General features: G+C 46.5%; 19 protein-coding genes. 4 read left to right on the top strand and 15 right to left on the bottom strand.

Annotated features, from left to right (window positions below):
- Positions 1–202: 202 nt before the first annotated feature.
- Positions 203–541 carry a P-II family nitrogen regulator gene (locus ICN49_RS09825; RefSeq protein ID WP_216167890.1) on the bottom strand — a complete coding sequence of 113 codons (339 nt, stop codon included), beginning with the start codon at positions 539–541 and terminating at the stop codon, positions 203–205.
- Between the two features lie 257 nt (positions 542–798).
- Here ICN49_RS09825 and ICN49_RS09820 point away from each other — a divergent pair, with 257 nt between their 5' ends.
- Positions 799–1,017 carry a hypothetical protein gene (locus tag ICN49_RS09820; RefSeq protein WP_216167889.1) on the top strand — a complete coding sequence of 73 codons (219 nt, stop codon included), beginning with the start codon at positions 799–801 and terminating at the stop codon, positions 1,015–1,017.
- On the opposite strand, the gene ICN49_RS09815 is transcribed toward ICN49_RS09820, so the two are convergent.
- The 3 genes from ICN49_RS09815 to ICN49_RS09805 form a co-directional block, all read right to left on the bottom strand.
- Entirely contained in the window at positions 1,014–1,250 is a 237-nt protein-coding gene (locus ICN49_RS09815; RefSeq protein WP_216167888.1) for a DUF2789 family protein, read from the bottom strand. The genes ICN49_RS09820 and ICN49_RS09815 overlap by 4 nt on opposite strands.
- A gap of 16 nt (positions 1,251–1,266) precedes the next feature.
- Complete coding sequence (locus tag ICN49_RS09810; protein WP_216167887.1) at positions 1,267–1,527, bottom strand: hypothetical protein; 261 nt, start codon at positions 1,525–1,527, stop codon at positions 1,267–1,269.
- Between the two features lie 245 nt (positions 1,528–1,772).
- Complete coding sequence (locus ICN49_RS09805; RefSeq protein ID WP_216167886.1) at positions 1,773–2,174, bottom strand: hemerythrin domain-containing protein; 402 nt, start codon at positions 2,172–2,174, stop codon at positions 1,773–1,775.
- Positions 2,175–2,388: 214 nt separating this feature from the next.
- Between ICN49_RS09805 and ICN49_RS09800 the strand changes: the two genes are divergently transcribed.
- Complete coding sequence (locus tag ICN49_RS09800) at positions 2,389–3,267, top strand: HpcH/HpaI aldolase/citrate lyase family protein (protein WP_216167885.1); 879 nt, start codon at positions 2,389–2,391, stop codon at positions 3,265–3,267.
- Here ICN49_RS09800 and ICN49_RS09795 read toward each other — a convergent pair.
- The 6 genes from ICN49_RS09795 to ICN49_RS09770 all read right to left on the bottom strand — a co-directional run bounded on the left by ICN49_RS09795 (position 3,253) and on the right by ICN49_RS09770 (position 9,969).
- Positions 3,253–3,519 carry a hypothetical protein gene (locus tag ICN49_RS09795; protein ID WP_216167884.1) on the bottom strand — a complete coding sequence of 89 codons (267 nt, stop codon included), beginning with the start codon at positions 3,517–3,519 and terminating at the stop codon, positions 3,253–3,255. The genes ICN49_RS09800 and ICN49_RS09795 overlap by 15 nt on opposite strands.
- Positions 3,520–3,668: 149 nt before the next feature.
- Positions 3,669–5,903 (bottom strand): xanthine dehydrogenase family protein molybdopterin-binding subunit, encoded by a 2,235-nt coding sequence (locus ICN49_RS09790; protein ID WP_216167883.1) that lies wholly within the window; start codon positions 5,901–5,903, stop codon positions 3,669–3,671.
- 10 nt (positions 5,904–5,913) lie between these two features.
- On the bottom strand, positions 5,914–6,411 hold the full coding sequence (locus ICN49_RS09785; protein ID WP_216167882.1) for a (2Fe-2S)-binding protein: 498 nt from the start codon (positions 6,409–6,411) through the stop codon (positions 5,914–5,916).
- A gap of 171 nt (positions 6,412–6,582) precedes the next feature.
- A complete protein-coding gene (locus ICN49_RS09780; RefSeq protein WP_216167881.1) occupies positions 6,583–7,872 on the bottom strand; it encodes an alpha-hydroxy acid oxidase in 1,290 nt (429 codons plus the stop codon).
- A 57-nt stretch (positions 7,873–7,929) separates the two neighbouring features.
- Complete coding sequence (locus tag ICN49_RS09775) at positions 7,930–9,000, bottom strand: isocitrate/isopropylmalate dehydrogenase family protein (protein WP_216167880.1); 1,071 nt, start codon at positions 8,998–9,000, stop codon at positions 7,930–7,932.
- A 3-nt stretch (positions 9,001–9,003) separates the two neighbouring features.
- Positions 9,004–9,969, bottom strand: a complete 966-nt coding sequence (locus ICN49_RS09770; RefSeq protein WP_216167879.1) for a Bug family tripartite tricarboxylate transporter substrate binding protein — start codon at positions 9,967–9,969, stop codon at positions 9,004–9,006.
- 127 nt (positions 9,970–10,096) lie between these two features.
- On the opposite strand from ICN49_RS09770, the gene ICN49_RS09765 reads away from it, so the two are divergent.
- A complete protein-coding gene (locus tag ICN49_RS09765) occupies positions 10,097–10,312 on the top strand; it encodes a hypothetical protein (protein WP_216167878.1) in 216 nt (71 codons plus the stop codon).
- On the opposite strand, the gene ICN49_RS09760 is transcribed toward ICN49_RS09765, so the two are convergent.
- Positions 10,309–10,626 carry a 4a-hydroxytetrahydrobiopterin dehydratase gene (locus ICN49_RS09760; protein ID WP_255535498.1) on the bottom strand — a complete coding sequence of 106 codons (318 nt, stop codon included), beginning with the start codon at positions 10,624–10,626 and terminating at the stop codon, positions 10,309–10,311. The genes ICN49_RS09765 and ICN49_RS09760 overlap by 4 nt on opposite strands.
- Complete coding sequence (locus tag ICN49_RS09755; protein WP_216167877.1) at positions 10,610–11,344, bottom strand: 16S rRNA pseudouridine(516) synthase; 735 nt, start codon at positions 11,342–11,344, stop codon at positions 10,610–10,612. The genes ICN49_RS09760 and ICN49_RS09755 overlap by 17 nt, the downstream gene beginning before the upstream one ends.
- Positions 11,345–11,393: 49 nt before the next feature.
- Here ICN49_RS09755 and ICN49_RS09750 point away from each other — a divergent pair, with 49 nt between their 5' ends.
- Complete coding sequence (locus ICN49_RS09750; RefSeq protein ID WP_216167876.1) at positions 11,394–11,936, top strand: DUF2889 domain-containing protein; 543 nt, start codon at positions 11,394–11,396, stop codon at positions 11,934–11,936.
- Here the strand turns inward: ICN49_RS09750 and ICN49_RS09745 are convergent.
- From ICN49_RS09745 to ICN49_RS09735, 3 genes are read right to left on the bottom strand one after another with little or no spacing between them, the layout of a single operon-like run.
- On the bottom strand, positions 11,929–12,702 hold the full coding sequence (locus ICN49_RS09745; RefSeq protein WP_216167875.1) for an SDR family oxidoreductase: 774 nt from the start codon (positions 12,700–12,702) through the stop codon (positions 11,929–11,931). The genes ICN49_RS09750 and ICN49_RS09745 overlap by 8 nt on opposite strands.
- Positions 12,703–12,760: 58 nt before the next feature.
- Positions 12,761–13,693 carry an MBL fold metallo-hydrolase gene (locus ICN49_RS09740; protein WP_216167874.1) on the bottom strand — a complete coding sequence of 311 codons (933 nt, stop codon included), beginning with the start codon at positions 13,691–13,693 and terminating at the stop codon, positions 12,761–12,763.
- 26 nt (positions 13,694–13,719) lie between these two features.
- Positions 13,720–14,289: a lipocalin family protein gene (locus ICN49_RS09735; protein WP_369411529.1), complete on the bottom strand. Its 570-nt coding sequence runs from the start codon at positions 14,287–14,289 to the stop codon at positions 13,720–13,722.
- Between the last annotated feature and the right edge of the window lie 4 nt (positions 14,290–14,293).

The raw sequence follows: 14,293 nt of genomic DNA, 5'->3' as shown, positions 1-14,293 counted from the left end.
AACAGCCTCCAATATCTTTCCCGCAAAATTCAATTTGTAGTTTTAATACGAATCTTGATTGAATAATTCTACGGACTTGGGGGCATTCAAGCATCAGGTAAACCCCGCTATGGGGCCTGATTTATGGAATAAATAGACTTCGTTTGATCTACATCAAAACTGTGCAGGTGCAACAATTCATCCGATCAATGGATGCATGCACTTAAAGAGCGGCCGACCCACTCTCTCCGGTTCTCACGCGAACCGCATCATCTAGTGATGTCACAAAGATCTTGCCGTCGCCAATCTTGCCAGTGAATGCAGCTCTAGAAATAACATTCAGGGCATCGTCTAACAATTCATCATTGACAGCAACTTCAATTTTCAGCTTCAACAAAAAATCAATCACATACTCTGCGCCACGATATAACTCTGTGTGGCCATTTTGTCTGCCAAAACCACGAACATCATAAGAAGTCATTCCCATGATGCCGATGTGATTCAAGGCCTCATGAACTTCGTCTAATTTGAAAGGCTTAATGATTGCAGTGATGAGTTTCATGGAGATCCAAAAGATATCGATTTGTAATGCAATACATATGTGACATTTTTATTAAACAGCATTGCTGCTTTGCACACCGAATGCCCTGCACTAATTAAGTGCGAGTAGCAGCCTAGAGTCAGCAGTAAAATGCTTCGAAGGCCTTTTAGATATTAGGTTTATAAGGAATATCAAGCTAAATCCCCAAATGGTGCATGAGGTTTTCTGAATTGTGCAACCAGTCAAATCATGCTAATTTTTGGAACTTATGATGTGACATGCGTATCAAAATTACAAAAAGTCTTGAGCACAGCGTCCAAGCCTCAAATAGAGATAATCCACCAGAAGATTCCTTTCCTGCCGGGGAGTATCTTGCGAACCTCACTCCCGAAGGGAAGATTGAGGTGATTAATGCCAAAAAGATTAAGGCGCTTTTTTCTTTTTCTCAGTTTCGAGAAAAGATTTCCTTAGGTGAATTTATTGTGATTGAAGCCTAAGGTTTTCTAATAAGCAAGCTAGCCAGCTCATCAACTACCTCGGACCAATCAGAGTCTTCTGCAATAGCTTCCCTTAAAAAATTTCTCTGATCCGAAGTCCAGAATATTGCCGTCACAAGGTCTGAATGAGAGTTGAGCTGATGCCGCTCAATAAATCGATCGATATGCATCTTCTCGGCAGATAGTCCCAGCTGCTTAAACAGCTCAGCCAAGGTGGGGTTATTCAGACTCATCGCACTCTCTTTAGATTTATTTGATCAATCCCAGGCACTGGTTTTTCAGATCGCTCTGATGAATGGAGTAGCAATAGGTTCTCTGACTATGCACTTGCGCAAGACAGTAGTTCTTATCATCCCCAGCGTGAATCGAATAACAATAGCTGGCCTGACGATGGCTCATTGCCAAGCAGTAATTCTTACGATCAGCATCTTGAATTGAATAGCAATTGGTCGCTTGAGCAAATGCCAATGAATACCCCAGTAACAACAGCAAGGGTATGAGGTGCTTCATCTAATCCACCTCATCGACATGAGGTTCATCGAAATGCTCTTTATGTGGCTTTAACTTGGCCTCCAGCTGCGTCCACTTACTCTGCTGCTTCCGATACCCACAATCTTCGGCGTGATTCTCCAACAGACCAAAAATCACAGTAGTCGGTATCTTGCAATATGCACAGCGATACGCGTGCTGGTGCTCCTCTATTTTCTCTTGCGGGTAATCAATGTAAAAGGGCTTCATAAAATAGATTTTTGTATTTAGTGAGCAGAAGCGCTTAAGCATTTAGCCAATGTCAGGTCGTAGCGCAAGATATGAATCTCAAACCAGTAACTGATATACCGAATCAGGCTGTAGAGATCGCTATTGTTAGACGCCATTTGACCAAGCGTTTGAGACACTGTCTCCAGCATTTTTTCATGGGCATCTTCATGACCAGAAAAATCAATGCTTGCTGAGGTAGCCAAGCGCTCTTCAGTTTTAAAGTGGCTCACTAGAAGCCCATATAAAGCATTACGCTTTTCTTGCGGGATTGGAGAATGCTCAAAGCAGTACTCCTTGAAACCCTCCAGGAATACAAAAAGCTCATCATGCTCAACATCAATCTCAGGAATATTCACCTGAAGATTTTGAGGAAGCATCGAATATTGGCGCACGCTCACTGGGTTTCCTTTTTAATCATCACTCTAAGCTCTCAATCTACTCTTCTGAGCCATTTATTTCATAGAGAAATACCATTAGAAAGAGAAATAATTTTGCGGCATTGCGGTAAAAAACCAGCCACCTGAATTATCTAAAGGCGTATTTGCCCTGACATGTGATATTTTTATTCACTTTTGACTTTTCTCCAGATCAAACCCATAGAAACCATTTGCCATGATCAATACCAGCCGACCAAGACGCTCCGTACTCTATATGCCAGGAGCCAATACCCGAGCCCTAGAAAAAGCCAAAAGCCTGCCGGCTGACTCGCTGATCCTAGACTTGGAAGATGCAGTTGCACCCGATGCTAAAGCCCAGGCACGGGAGAATATTCGTGCAGCACTAGTTACTGGCTTTGGTCATCGTGAGGCAGTCGTCCGTATTAACGGCTTAAATACCCAATGGGGTTTAGATGACTTAAAGGCTTTTGCCGACACCAAGGCTGATGCCATCTTGTTGCCTAAAGTGGAATCAGCTTCTCAGATATGGGAAGTGGCAAGCCGATTAAAGCAATTCAACCCAGCAAGCACTATGAAGATCTGGGCCATGATTGAAACGCCACTGGCTATCCTTAAGCTTCCAGAAATTGCCAGTTCCCACCCCATGCTAGAAGCCTTGGTCTTGGGCACTTCGGATCTAGTCAAAGATCTGCACGCGCGACACACGCCAAGCAGAGTGGAAACCCAGACCGCACTCTCGCTCTCGGTATTGGCAGCGAGAGCACACCAGCTGTGCGTGCTAGATGGGGTCCATTTATCACTAGATGATGAAGACGGCCTGAGGCAGTCTTGTATTCAGGGGAGAGATATGGGCTTTGATGGGAAAACATTAATTCATCCAAGTCAGATTGCGCTTGCCAATCAAATCTTCGGACCCTCACTAGAGGAAATCGATGAGGCTCGGCAAAGAATTACGGCTTATGAGGCCGCTATCAGTTCGGGCGCTGGTATTGCGGTGCTCAATGGCAAACTGGTTGAAGAATTGCATATTCAGGATGCCAAGAGAATTCTGGCACTTGCAAATGCCATTGAAGCTTTCTTAAAGACGAATTAAATCATTTAGCGCATTCAGAATGCGGAGATATTTGGCACTATAAAAAGGTAGGGATACTAAAAAGCCCAAGCCAATGATGTACAAGGAGAACATTTTTCTTTGCTCTTCTGAGTAACGCTTTCTGAGGTATTTGAATTCATACAAAATTCTACGTACCAGTCTGTACAAGAATTCAAAGAGTACAAACAGAACAAGGCAGACGACTAGCCAAGAATACTGAATTTCAGAAACAAAAATTAAAACACTGTCCATGCATAAGCCCTGTAGTGAACTAATAGCTTACCACTTTTATATTTCTAATGATATTGCGTGTCTTGTGAAATAGTTTTAGATCGAGAACTTACAAATGAAAAACCGCCCGAAGGCGGCCTTGCATTTAGTAATACTGCTCTAGCTGTTCATCATGCCAAACTGAGGTTCTCTTTATACAGCGGGAAGTTTCGAACCGGTCTGCCGATTGCAGCGGAAATGGCATTTGCTACAGCGGGACCAACTACGCAAATCGTGGGCTCACCCACTCCACCCCAGAAGTCATAGGTAGGCACAAGGACTACTTCAACGCGAGGAGTTGAAGACAGCTTGAGCAAGGGATAAGAATCCAAATTCTGCTGCTTGATACGGCCATTCTCTACCGTTATCTCTGGATTAAAGATTGCCCCTAGCGCCATCACTACCGAGCCTTCGATCTGTTCGCGAGTCAAATATGGATTCACAACGTGCCCACAATTCAAAGCAAATACCAAGCGCTCAATCGTGACGATATTACCCTTCACGGAGACTTCAGCAACTGCAGCTGAGTAGCTCGCATACCCCATGAACTGAGCAATACCACGATGCACCCCAGGTGCCGTAGGCTTACCCCAATTACCTGTCTTAGCAGCAGCATTTAAAACGCCGAGATGCTTGGGATGGTTTTGCATTAAGACTTGGCGGAATTGCAATGGATCTTTATTAGCTGCCTTAGCGCACTCATCCATAAAACATTCCATGAAGATGCCATTTTGATTTGTATTGACACCGCGCCATGGGCCTACTGGCACATGCGAGTTTTTCATCACATACTCGGTCAATAAGGTTGGGAACTGATAACCCAATTGCGCATCAGGACCCTTCTCATAAAAACCTTGTAGCTGGCGCTCATCTTTACCATCTTTAATTGCCATTGGTGCAAGCGTGGCATTGATGGATTGACCAGCCACCTTAATATGCATACCGGTCAAGTTACCAGCCGCATCTAAGCCGGCCGTCATCTTGGCCATGGCGATCGGATGATAGTAGTCGTGCGTCATATCTTCTTCCCGACTCCAGATCACCTTCACTGGCACGCCGGGATATTTTTGCGCCACCTTAGCTGCATAGCTCACAAAATCCTGAGTGGACCCACGACGCCCTAAGCCAGTACCAGAATCCAACTTATACACTTCGCACTTATCTAATGGGATACCGGTTGCTTCTGATAATGCTGCATGAGAGCCCTCACCATTTTGTGTTGGCACCCAAGCTTCGACACGATCGCCAGTAATTTTGACAGTGGCATTCATGGGCTCCATATTGACGTGAGCACGATATGGCGTGAAATAAATGGCTTCTACTTTTTTATTGGAGGATGCAATGGCACCTACAGCATCACCTTCCTTGCGTTGCCAAAAATCCCCTTGCTCATCTAGTCCGTCACGCAAGGCCTTATTAATGTCAGATGAGGAGGTATTCGCACCCGCACCTTCATCCCACACAATCGGCAAAGCATTCAATGCAGTATTGGCGCGCCACCAAGTGTCAGCCACTACCGCGACTGTGCTGTCATTAATTCTGACAACTCCTTTGACACCCCGTAAGTTCTTTACTTTGGCTTCGTCATAACTAAGCAACTTGCCACCGAATACTGGGCAGGATTTGACAGAGGCACAGAGCATTCCTGGCAGTTGTAAATCCAGTCCAAAGACTTTTGTGCCATTTACCTTATTCGCGGTATCAATCCGTGCATATGGCTGACCAGCAACCTTCCACGTTCTTGGGTCTTTTAAGGTGATCGACTTTGGATCGGGAGGTGTCAAGGTTGAGGCACGCTCAGCCACTTTTCCATAAGTCGTTTTGCGACCTGTCGGCACGTGGGTGATGACGCCCTTGTCGACTTTTAATTCGTTAACAGGAACATTCCAAGTATCTGCTGCTGCCTGTACTAGCATAATGCGCGCAGCAGCAGCGCCGCGACGCACGTAATCCTCAGAGATACGTATGCCACGGCTACCACCAGTGCCATGCTCTCCCCAAGCCCGTTTACGTGCCAAACTTTGCCCTGGTGTTGGAGACTCTGTCGTGACTTTCTTCCAGTTGCACTCCAATTCTTCTGCAACCATTTGTGCCAAACCTGTGCGGGTACCTTGACCCATTTCTGAGCGGGCAATTCTGATCACCACAGTATCGTCAGGCTTAATGGAGACCCAAGCATTCACCTCAGGATCGCCCGCCCTCATTGGGGTATTTTGGTCGTACTTGCTGTTTGATTGCGCCAGTGCCAGGTCAGGTAAAGCACCAAGTCCAAGCATCAAGCCACCACCAGCAAGAGATCCCTTAATGATGAAGTCACGACGGGAAGCACTTGCCAACATATTGGTATTTTCTGTGTTTTTAGTCATCTCGCGCCCCTTATCCACGTGTCTTAGTTGAGGCATCGTATTGCGCGAGGACATCCTCTAGCTTTTTCTGCCCAGACGCCACATGAATGCCATCGCGCACTTTTTGATAAGTGCCACAACGACAAACATTGGTCATGGCATTGTCAATATCGGCATCGCTTGGCTTCGGAATTCTTTTGAGTAGCGCTGCTGCGGCCATTACTTGGCCCGACTGACAGTAGCCACACTGTGGCACATCTAAAGCAATCCATGCTTTTTGCACTGGATGAGAATTATCTTTAGAGAGCGCCTCGACTGTGGTGATCTTCATGCCACCTACCGCTGAAACTGGAATCGAACAGGAGCGGACAGGTTCGCCATTCATATAGACAGTACAGGCGCCACACTGAGCAACCCCACAACCATACTTAGTACCAGTGAGTCCAACCACTTCCCGAATTGCCCATAACAAAGGCATATTGGGTTCCACATCGATATTGTGGACTTCCCCATTAATGGTTAATTGCATTGCTGTCTCCTTGAATGCTTTTGCTTGCTAAATTTTTATATTTATTCAAATGACTATAAATCATTCTATGAATAAATTCAGGAGCAAATAGGCGACCTAGTAGAAACCCTCAATACGATAAAACCACCCGTAGGTGGCTTTATCCGGATGAACATCAATGCAACCAATGGATTAAGAAAAGCCGCCTTCTTTATAAATCATGGCAGCGTTAATCGCGGCAATATTGGCAGCGCCCATTTGTTGCATGGTGGACTTAAATTCGGTTTGCAATATCTCCATGACCCGCTCAACCCCAGGTTGGCCAAATGCGCCCAATCCCCAAAGGTAGGGCCGACCCACACAAACAGCGTTTGCGCCTAATGCCATCGCCTTAAAGACATCGCTGCCTCTGCGCACACCACTATCAAAGAGAATGGGCACTTTTCCTTTAGTCACCCTCACAACTTCAGGCAAACATTCAATTGCACCGCGCCCGCCATCCTCACTGCGACCACCGTGATTTGATACATGAATTCCATCAACACCGTAATCCAGACAAAGCTGTGCATCTTCCTCTGTCAGAATTCCCTTAATGATGATTTTCATCTTGGTGGTATCGCGCACCTGTTTAATGAACTCCCAAGTCATATTCGATGAAGATAGCTTTACACCCGTCATATCGATACCGTCGTAATTGGGGCGTTCCTGAGCACTTCCAAAACCATGTGTATGGCAACCTACGCAATTGCGCGGGTCTAACTTTTTGAGGCGCGCGAAGGTTTCTTGATTTCTGCCACCATTACGATCGACTGTAATTTCTAAAACAGGGGCGCCCGCTTTTTCTACGCGTCGAATGACTTGCTTGGCAACTTCAGGACTTGAAGTGGCATACAACTGAAACCAAACCTCTCCTTGGCGTGCAGCAATGACATCTTCAATAGTTGAGCCACCCGCATTAGAAAGAATATTTAAAAACCCACCTGCTCTTGCCGCTTTTGCCACAGTAATCTCGCCTCCAGGGTCATAGGCTTTGTTACCACCGGTTGGAGCGATGATGATGGGGGATTTCCACTTACTGCCAAATAGAGTAATTGAAGTATCCACTTGACTGACATCACGCAGGCGACGTGGGCGCAGTTGATATTTTAAGAATGAGCTGCGATTCGCTCGCAATGTCACCTCATCATCAATCCCTGAAGCCATGTAGGCAAAATGCGCGCGGGGAACTTTAGTAAAGGCTACCGGCTCAAAATCAAATACATTAATCGCATCTTTAGGGTTAGAGATCAAATCCAAAGGCGTATTTGGCGCCCAAATCATAGGGTCGGGACGCTTCGTAAAATTTCTGACGAGCTCTTTTGCATCATCTGCAAAAGCATTTTGATTTCCTGCCAGTGCCAATAAAGGGCTGGCTGCAAGCCAAGTTAATAACTGGCGGCGCTGATCATCCTTACCGTCATCATGATTATTGCTGTTGCTCATATTGTCTCCATCTTTTATATTTTTATCAGCACATCACTTCATCAAGCTCAATTTACATCACTTCAAAGCTTCCAGCACTGCCTTAGCCATCGAAGCAGTATTACCTTTGCCATTAATGTCTCCAGTCCTTGCGTCTGGATTAGCAAGAGCCACAGTAGTCGCCTCGGACATAGACTTGGCCATTGCTACTGCCCCAGGAATGCCGCGACTATGACCAAGCCACTCAAACAGCATGCGCGTCGACTCAATCATGGAATACGGATTGGCAATCCCTTTGCCAGCAATATCGGGGGCTGATCCATGGGTTGCCTGAGCCATCACAACATCACCATCTCCAATACATAGGCCAGGCGCCATTCCCAAGCCACCCACTAAACCAGCAGCCTCATCGGACAAAATATCGCCAAACATATTGGTCGTTACCACCACATCAAAGTTTTGAGGATCACGAATTAAGCGCATTGCGAAGGTGTCTACGATCACATCATCCACCCGCACATCAGGATATTGGGCTGCAAGCTTTTTGCACTCTTCCACAAACATGCCACAACCTAATTTGAAGACGGTGTCTTTATGGACGTAAGTTAGGTGTTTGCGACGTTGGCGCGCTAATTCAAAAGCAGCCTGCGCTACGCGACGGCTTCCTGTTCTTGTAATAACGCGAACGGATAAGGTCATTTCATCGCTAGGGCGAAACTCTCCACTACCGACCAACATATTGCGATCTGGCTGAAAACCCTCATTGTTTTCACGAACGATCACCAAATCAATGTCATCCCGAATGCAGCCAATATCAGGATAGGATCGAGTGGGTCTGACATTGGCAAACAAATTAAATTGTTTACGCAAAATAGGATGGGGATTGATTGCGTTCGCCTCCTTTGGATAAGCCCGATGACCAATGGGGCCTAAGATCCAACCATCCAAGGTATGTAAGGTTTCCAATGTTTCTAGAGGAAGGGTGTGGCCATGGGTATCAAGCGCCCTTCGCCCAATGGGAAGCGGGATCCATTCAATATCGACTTGGTGTAACTTCGCAGCAGCCTTAGCCACCTCAACTGCCACCGGCACAATCTCATGACCAATGTCATCGCCTTCTAATATTCCTACACGTAATTTCTGAGACATTCCTTATTCTTCCAGTTGAATATTGCGAACTTTTGCCAAGGCAGTCCATCGCTGAGTTTCGTTTTTAATAAATTGTCCAAATTGCTCGGGAGACATTGGCATTGGCTCTACTGCTTCAATCGCTAGCTTCTCACGCATCTCGGGTAATTTGAGTGTAGCAACTTGTGTCTCATTGAGGCGTTTGACAATCTCTACCGGGATGCCTGCGGGACCTACAGTCCCATACCATTGCATCGCATCAAAGCCTTTAAAGCCTAACTCTTCCATCGTTGGCACATCTTTTAAGACGGCACTCCGCTTAGGTCCGGTCACTGCTAAGGCGCGCACCCTACCCGATTGAATATATTGCAAGGCTGCTGCTAGGCCCGGGAACATGGTTTGGGTTTGTCCACCCAGCAAGTCATTGAAAGCCGGCGCAATACCCCGATAAGGCACGTGCAAAATATAAAGACCTGTCTCTTGTTTAAATAACTCCATCGTCATATGGGTTAAGGAGCCCTGTCCTGCAGTGCCATAACTCAGCTTGCCTGGGTTCTTGCGGGCGTAGTCAATAAACTCCTTCATATTTTTGACGGGAACCTGGCTATTCACGATCAATACATTAGGCGTCGCGCCAATCATGCCAATCGGGGTGAAATCTTTAATGGGGTCGTAAGGTACTTTACGTGTTGCAGGATTGGTGCCATGGGTGGCAACGTAGCCCTGCATCAAGGTGTAACCATCCGGTACAGCACGCATGGTTGTTTGAGAGGCAATCACACCGCCGCCGCCACTTTGATTCTCGACTACAAAGGTCTGGCCAATTACACGCCCCCAGCGCTCGGTCACTACGCGGGCAATCATATCGTTCCCGCCACCCGCAGCAACTGGGACGATATAACGAATCGGCTTACTTGGATAAGCGTCGGCCCGAACGGAAAAAGGCAAAGAAAGGGCAATGGAAGCCCCAAGAAATTCTCGACGTTTCATATTTTCCTAGGTAGAAAAGGCAGATGGAGAGAAAGCATACTCCAAGTTACTATCTGCGAGCAGAGCCAAAACACCTCCCTAAAACTCCTTTTTATTTGCTATTCTGAGGGTTCAACCAAGGATAAATATGACTGACGAAAATCAAACCCAAAACGACGAAGATTTCGACTACGGGTGTGAGTGTGCAATGACCCTCTTGAATGAGCCAACAGAAGATTGCTTAAACGATCTGATTGATGAGCTGGATGAAGATGGCATGATTGCCACTGAAGTGGTCTATGGTCTTTTAGCTACCATCTTGATGAGTATGAACTCAGAAGAAGGTGACGAAGAAGAGCATTAATCTTCGGTTTTAGTTTTAAGCTGTAGGGCAAACTGATCCATGACCTTAGCCATCGCGAAATCCAGTTCTGTAAGTCCCTTTTTTGAGTGAGTGGTTAAGCGCACGCTCACCCTATTCCAAGAGTTTGACCAATCGGGATGGTGATCAATCTCTTCTGCATATCGCGCTACTAGCGTCATGAATTCAAAGGCGCATTTGAAGTCTGCGAATATAAATTCCTGAGATAAGGTTTTTGCATCTGCACTCAACTTCCAAGCTGGAAGCAAGCCCTGAAAATCCATATCTTCTGGCAGTAGCTTAGGCACGCTCAGCATCCACGCTCTTAGATAACTTCTGTAAGTCCGCCGAGTAGAGCCAACGCCACTCACCTTCTGCTAGATCGGTAGGCATGACATATTGGCCTATCTCAGTGCGATGCAATGTATCCACGTGATTACCCACCGCAGCCATCATACGTTTCACTTGGTGATAGCGGCCCTCAACAATCGTCATTGCCAAAGTGTTTTCACCGAGTTGTTTACATGCAGTTGCAAGACAAGGCCTAGGATCATCATCCAATACCACCCCCTTTAAAAGATGATCGATTTGCTTTTGTGTAATAGGCTCTGGAGTGGTAATTTCATAAACCTTGCCGATGTTTTTCTTGGGCGTCGTCATCTTATGAATGAACTGCCCATCATCAGAAATTAACAATAAACCAGTAGTGTCGTAATCCAAGCGCCCCACACACTGCAAGCCACGCTCTACAAATGGCCGCGGCAATAAACTGTAGACACTGGGATGATGTGTGGTTTTATGAGAGCACTCATAGTTGGCTGGTTTATTAAAGGCGATATACGCCTTTTCATGAAACTCCCAATCTTTCCCTTCGACATTGAGTACCAAGCCCTCAGTCGAAATGCGCTCTTCCGGGTCCTCGCATAAGACGCCCTTGATGCTGACTAACTCGGCATACACCAAATCACTACAATAGCGCCGAGTGCCAAAGCCTTGGCTAAAGAGAATTTTTTCTAAGGAAAGTGGTTTTGCCATATATCTTGGTGAGCATACTACAGCGTTTTGAATGATTTAAACTAGCGCCATGCTTTCAAGTCCAGTAACCCGCACTCCGCTTCACACTCGTGAAATCACCTTCTCAGGATATGCTCGAGAAGATGGACTATGGGATATTGAGGCGCATCTCAAAGATGTTAAGTCACACCCCTTCACAACTGGCAGCAGAACCTGGGCTCCGGGAGAAGCGCTGCACGATATGTGGATACGTTTGACCTTAAATACCGAGTTAGAGATTAAAGCCATCGAAGTGGCAATGGATAGCCACCCACACCCAGAATGTCCAGAAGTGATACCGCCGATGGATGCTCTGATAGGTGCCAAACTAGGCAAAGGCTGGCGCAAAGTAGTGGATGCCCACCTTGGTGGCATTAAGGGCTGCACCCACTTACGTGAAGTGCTGGCCAGCATTGGCACCGCGGCTTATCAATCGATTCCGGGCGCACTATTTGACGCCGATGAAAATAAACCGCCACGCTATTTAGGGCAATGTAAATCTTGGGACTTTGATGGCCCGGTAGTGATGCGCCAATATCCCAAGTTTTACAAATGGAAGCCTGAGTCTACTTAAACTCGCCCCGATGAATCTGTAAAGGTCCGCTCGCCTGTTGCACCGGCATCACCTCCAACACATTGATGTTCATATGACTTGGTAAAGTGGCAGACCAAAAAATAGTCTCAGCAATATCATCAGCACTCAAAGCCTGCACGCCGTTGTAAACACTCTCCGCTTTACTATCATCGCCCTTAAAGCGCACATTCGAAAACTCTGTGCCAGCACACATTCCTGGCTCGACACAAGTGACTCGCACTGGCGTGCCAATTAAATCTGCACGCAAGTTCAAGCTAAATTGTTTTACAAAAGCCTTAGTGCCGCCATATACATTGCCACCTGGATAGGGGTAATTGGCTGCAACAGAACCCAGGTTAATCACGTGGCCACGTTTACGCTCAACCATACCGGGCAAAATGGCGCGGGTCATATGCACAAGCCCTTTGATATTGGTATCGATCATGCGATCCCAGTCTGTCAGAACTGCTTTATGTGCCGGCTCAAGACCTAAGGCAAGCCCAGCGTTATTTACCAGAACAGTAACGTTAGCAAACTCTGCAGGCAAGGTGGCCGCTAATTGGTCGACCTTGGCGCTATCGCAGACATCTACTGCCAAGGTTAGTAATTTTTTCTGTTGCTCCGCAGGGAGTGATGCCTTTAAAGCCTCTAGGCGTTCAGTTCTGCGTCCTAAAGCAATGACTTTATGGCCATGAGCCAGAAAGCGACGTGCAGTTGCTTCACCAAAGCCAGCCGTAGCACCAGTTACTAAAACAGTGTGTTCCATCATGATTCCTTCAATTGAATTTTTTTCTTAAGATGATTGTTATTCTGAATGCCAAATCTTAATCGACATTGACCAAGCACTCACCTTCCAGTTTGGCGGCATCCGATTTGACAAGAGCTTGTGGCAACCACTTCACAAACTCGTCCATTTCCATATTGAGCTGCTGAGCGGCAGCAAGCATTGCAGGCGTAGCAGAAATCCATTGAATAACTTTGTCTATCTCCATGCTACGCCATTCTAGTAGCTTGTATTTCAGTAGCACTTTGGCGCCATGGCGGGCATTACGATCGCCATCTGAAGCTAGGTAATCCAACCGTGAGCGCGCCACACCTAAGGCTTTAGCAACATCAGTAAAAGGATGGCCGTGTCCGGGGATCACCAAGTCAATCTGCAAGCCTTCAATCAAATCCAATGTTTGCGCCACCTCTTCAAAGCCACTCTTACCCCATAACTCAGGAAACACCACCCCAAAGCCCTCTTCCCATAAAGCATCGGCCGAGATCAAGATCCGATGATCGGCCTGATACAGCATGACGGAGTGTGGGTCATGCCCTGGTGCAGCCAAGATCTGCCAAACATACAGCCCCAAGGAAATTTCTTGTCCAGGAATTAAGAGATGCTTATGTGAAAAACGTGGGCAGTCTTGTCCTAGATTGCGGTAGCTTAATAAATCCTCGTTCCAAGTCTGCACCGCGATATCTTCTGCGCTCGGAATGTAAATATCAGAATGATAGGCCTTAGATAAGGCAGCATTTCCGCCACAATGATCTGAATGCAGATGGGTATTGATGATCTTGTTTAGTGTTGGCAGGCCATGCTTTAGTAAAGCATTTTTCACCAAATTCAAGGTCAGATTTTGATGAGCGCAATAACCTGTATCTACCAATGAGACATCACCTTCACCACCATCGCCATACAAAAAAATATTGTTTGCGGACAGCCAACCTCTCTCGAAGATCTCCATTCCAGGCGGCAAAGTAAAAAGATTCATGCTGATGATGTTGATTTAATGGTGAATTAATTGTGCGACGTTTTTTCTAACTTGCGCACATCAAATTGTTGCTGCTGTAGACGCATGAGTAAGTCCTCATACACCCTGGGATCCATCTGCGGTGTTCTAGACAATATCCAGAGATAGTCGCGCTTAGGATCACTGACTGCGGCGACTTGATATTGAGCATCCAAGTCAATCACCCAGTAGTCACCCCAAACCAGCGGCAGAAACGACAGCCACTCCGGTGCAAAGCGCACCTCTAACTTGGGAGAGTCTTTGGCTCCAATCTGTTTTGCAGCCCCCTCAGCTGAGGAGGTGTCGCCATTAGCAGTCTTGCAGCTATTGAGTACTTGCAAATTGCCATCTGCCTTGAGTGCATAGACTGCCTTGGTATTGCCGACGCACTTTTTTTGAAACCAGTTCGGAAATTTGGCAATCTCATACCAAGTCCCCAGGTAACGCGGTACATCCAGCGAGGCAATGGTCTTTACTGGTGTTGGAGCTACTGCAGTTTGACTATAAGCCTTGGCCTGCATCAGGAAGGTGCTAACAACGAATAGTGAGATTGCCAATTTTGAGTATGGGATTTTCATCTGA

The sequence above is a fragment of the Polynucleobacter finlandensis genome (genome assembly GCF_018881755.1).
GTDB lineage: Bacteria > Pseudomonadota > Gammaproteobacteria > Burkholderiales > Burkholderiaceae > Polynucleobacter > Polynucleobacter finlandensis.
This window is presented reverse-complemented; position numbering and strand designations above follow the sequence as displayed.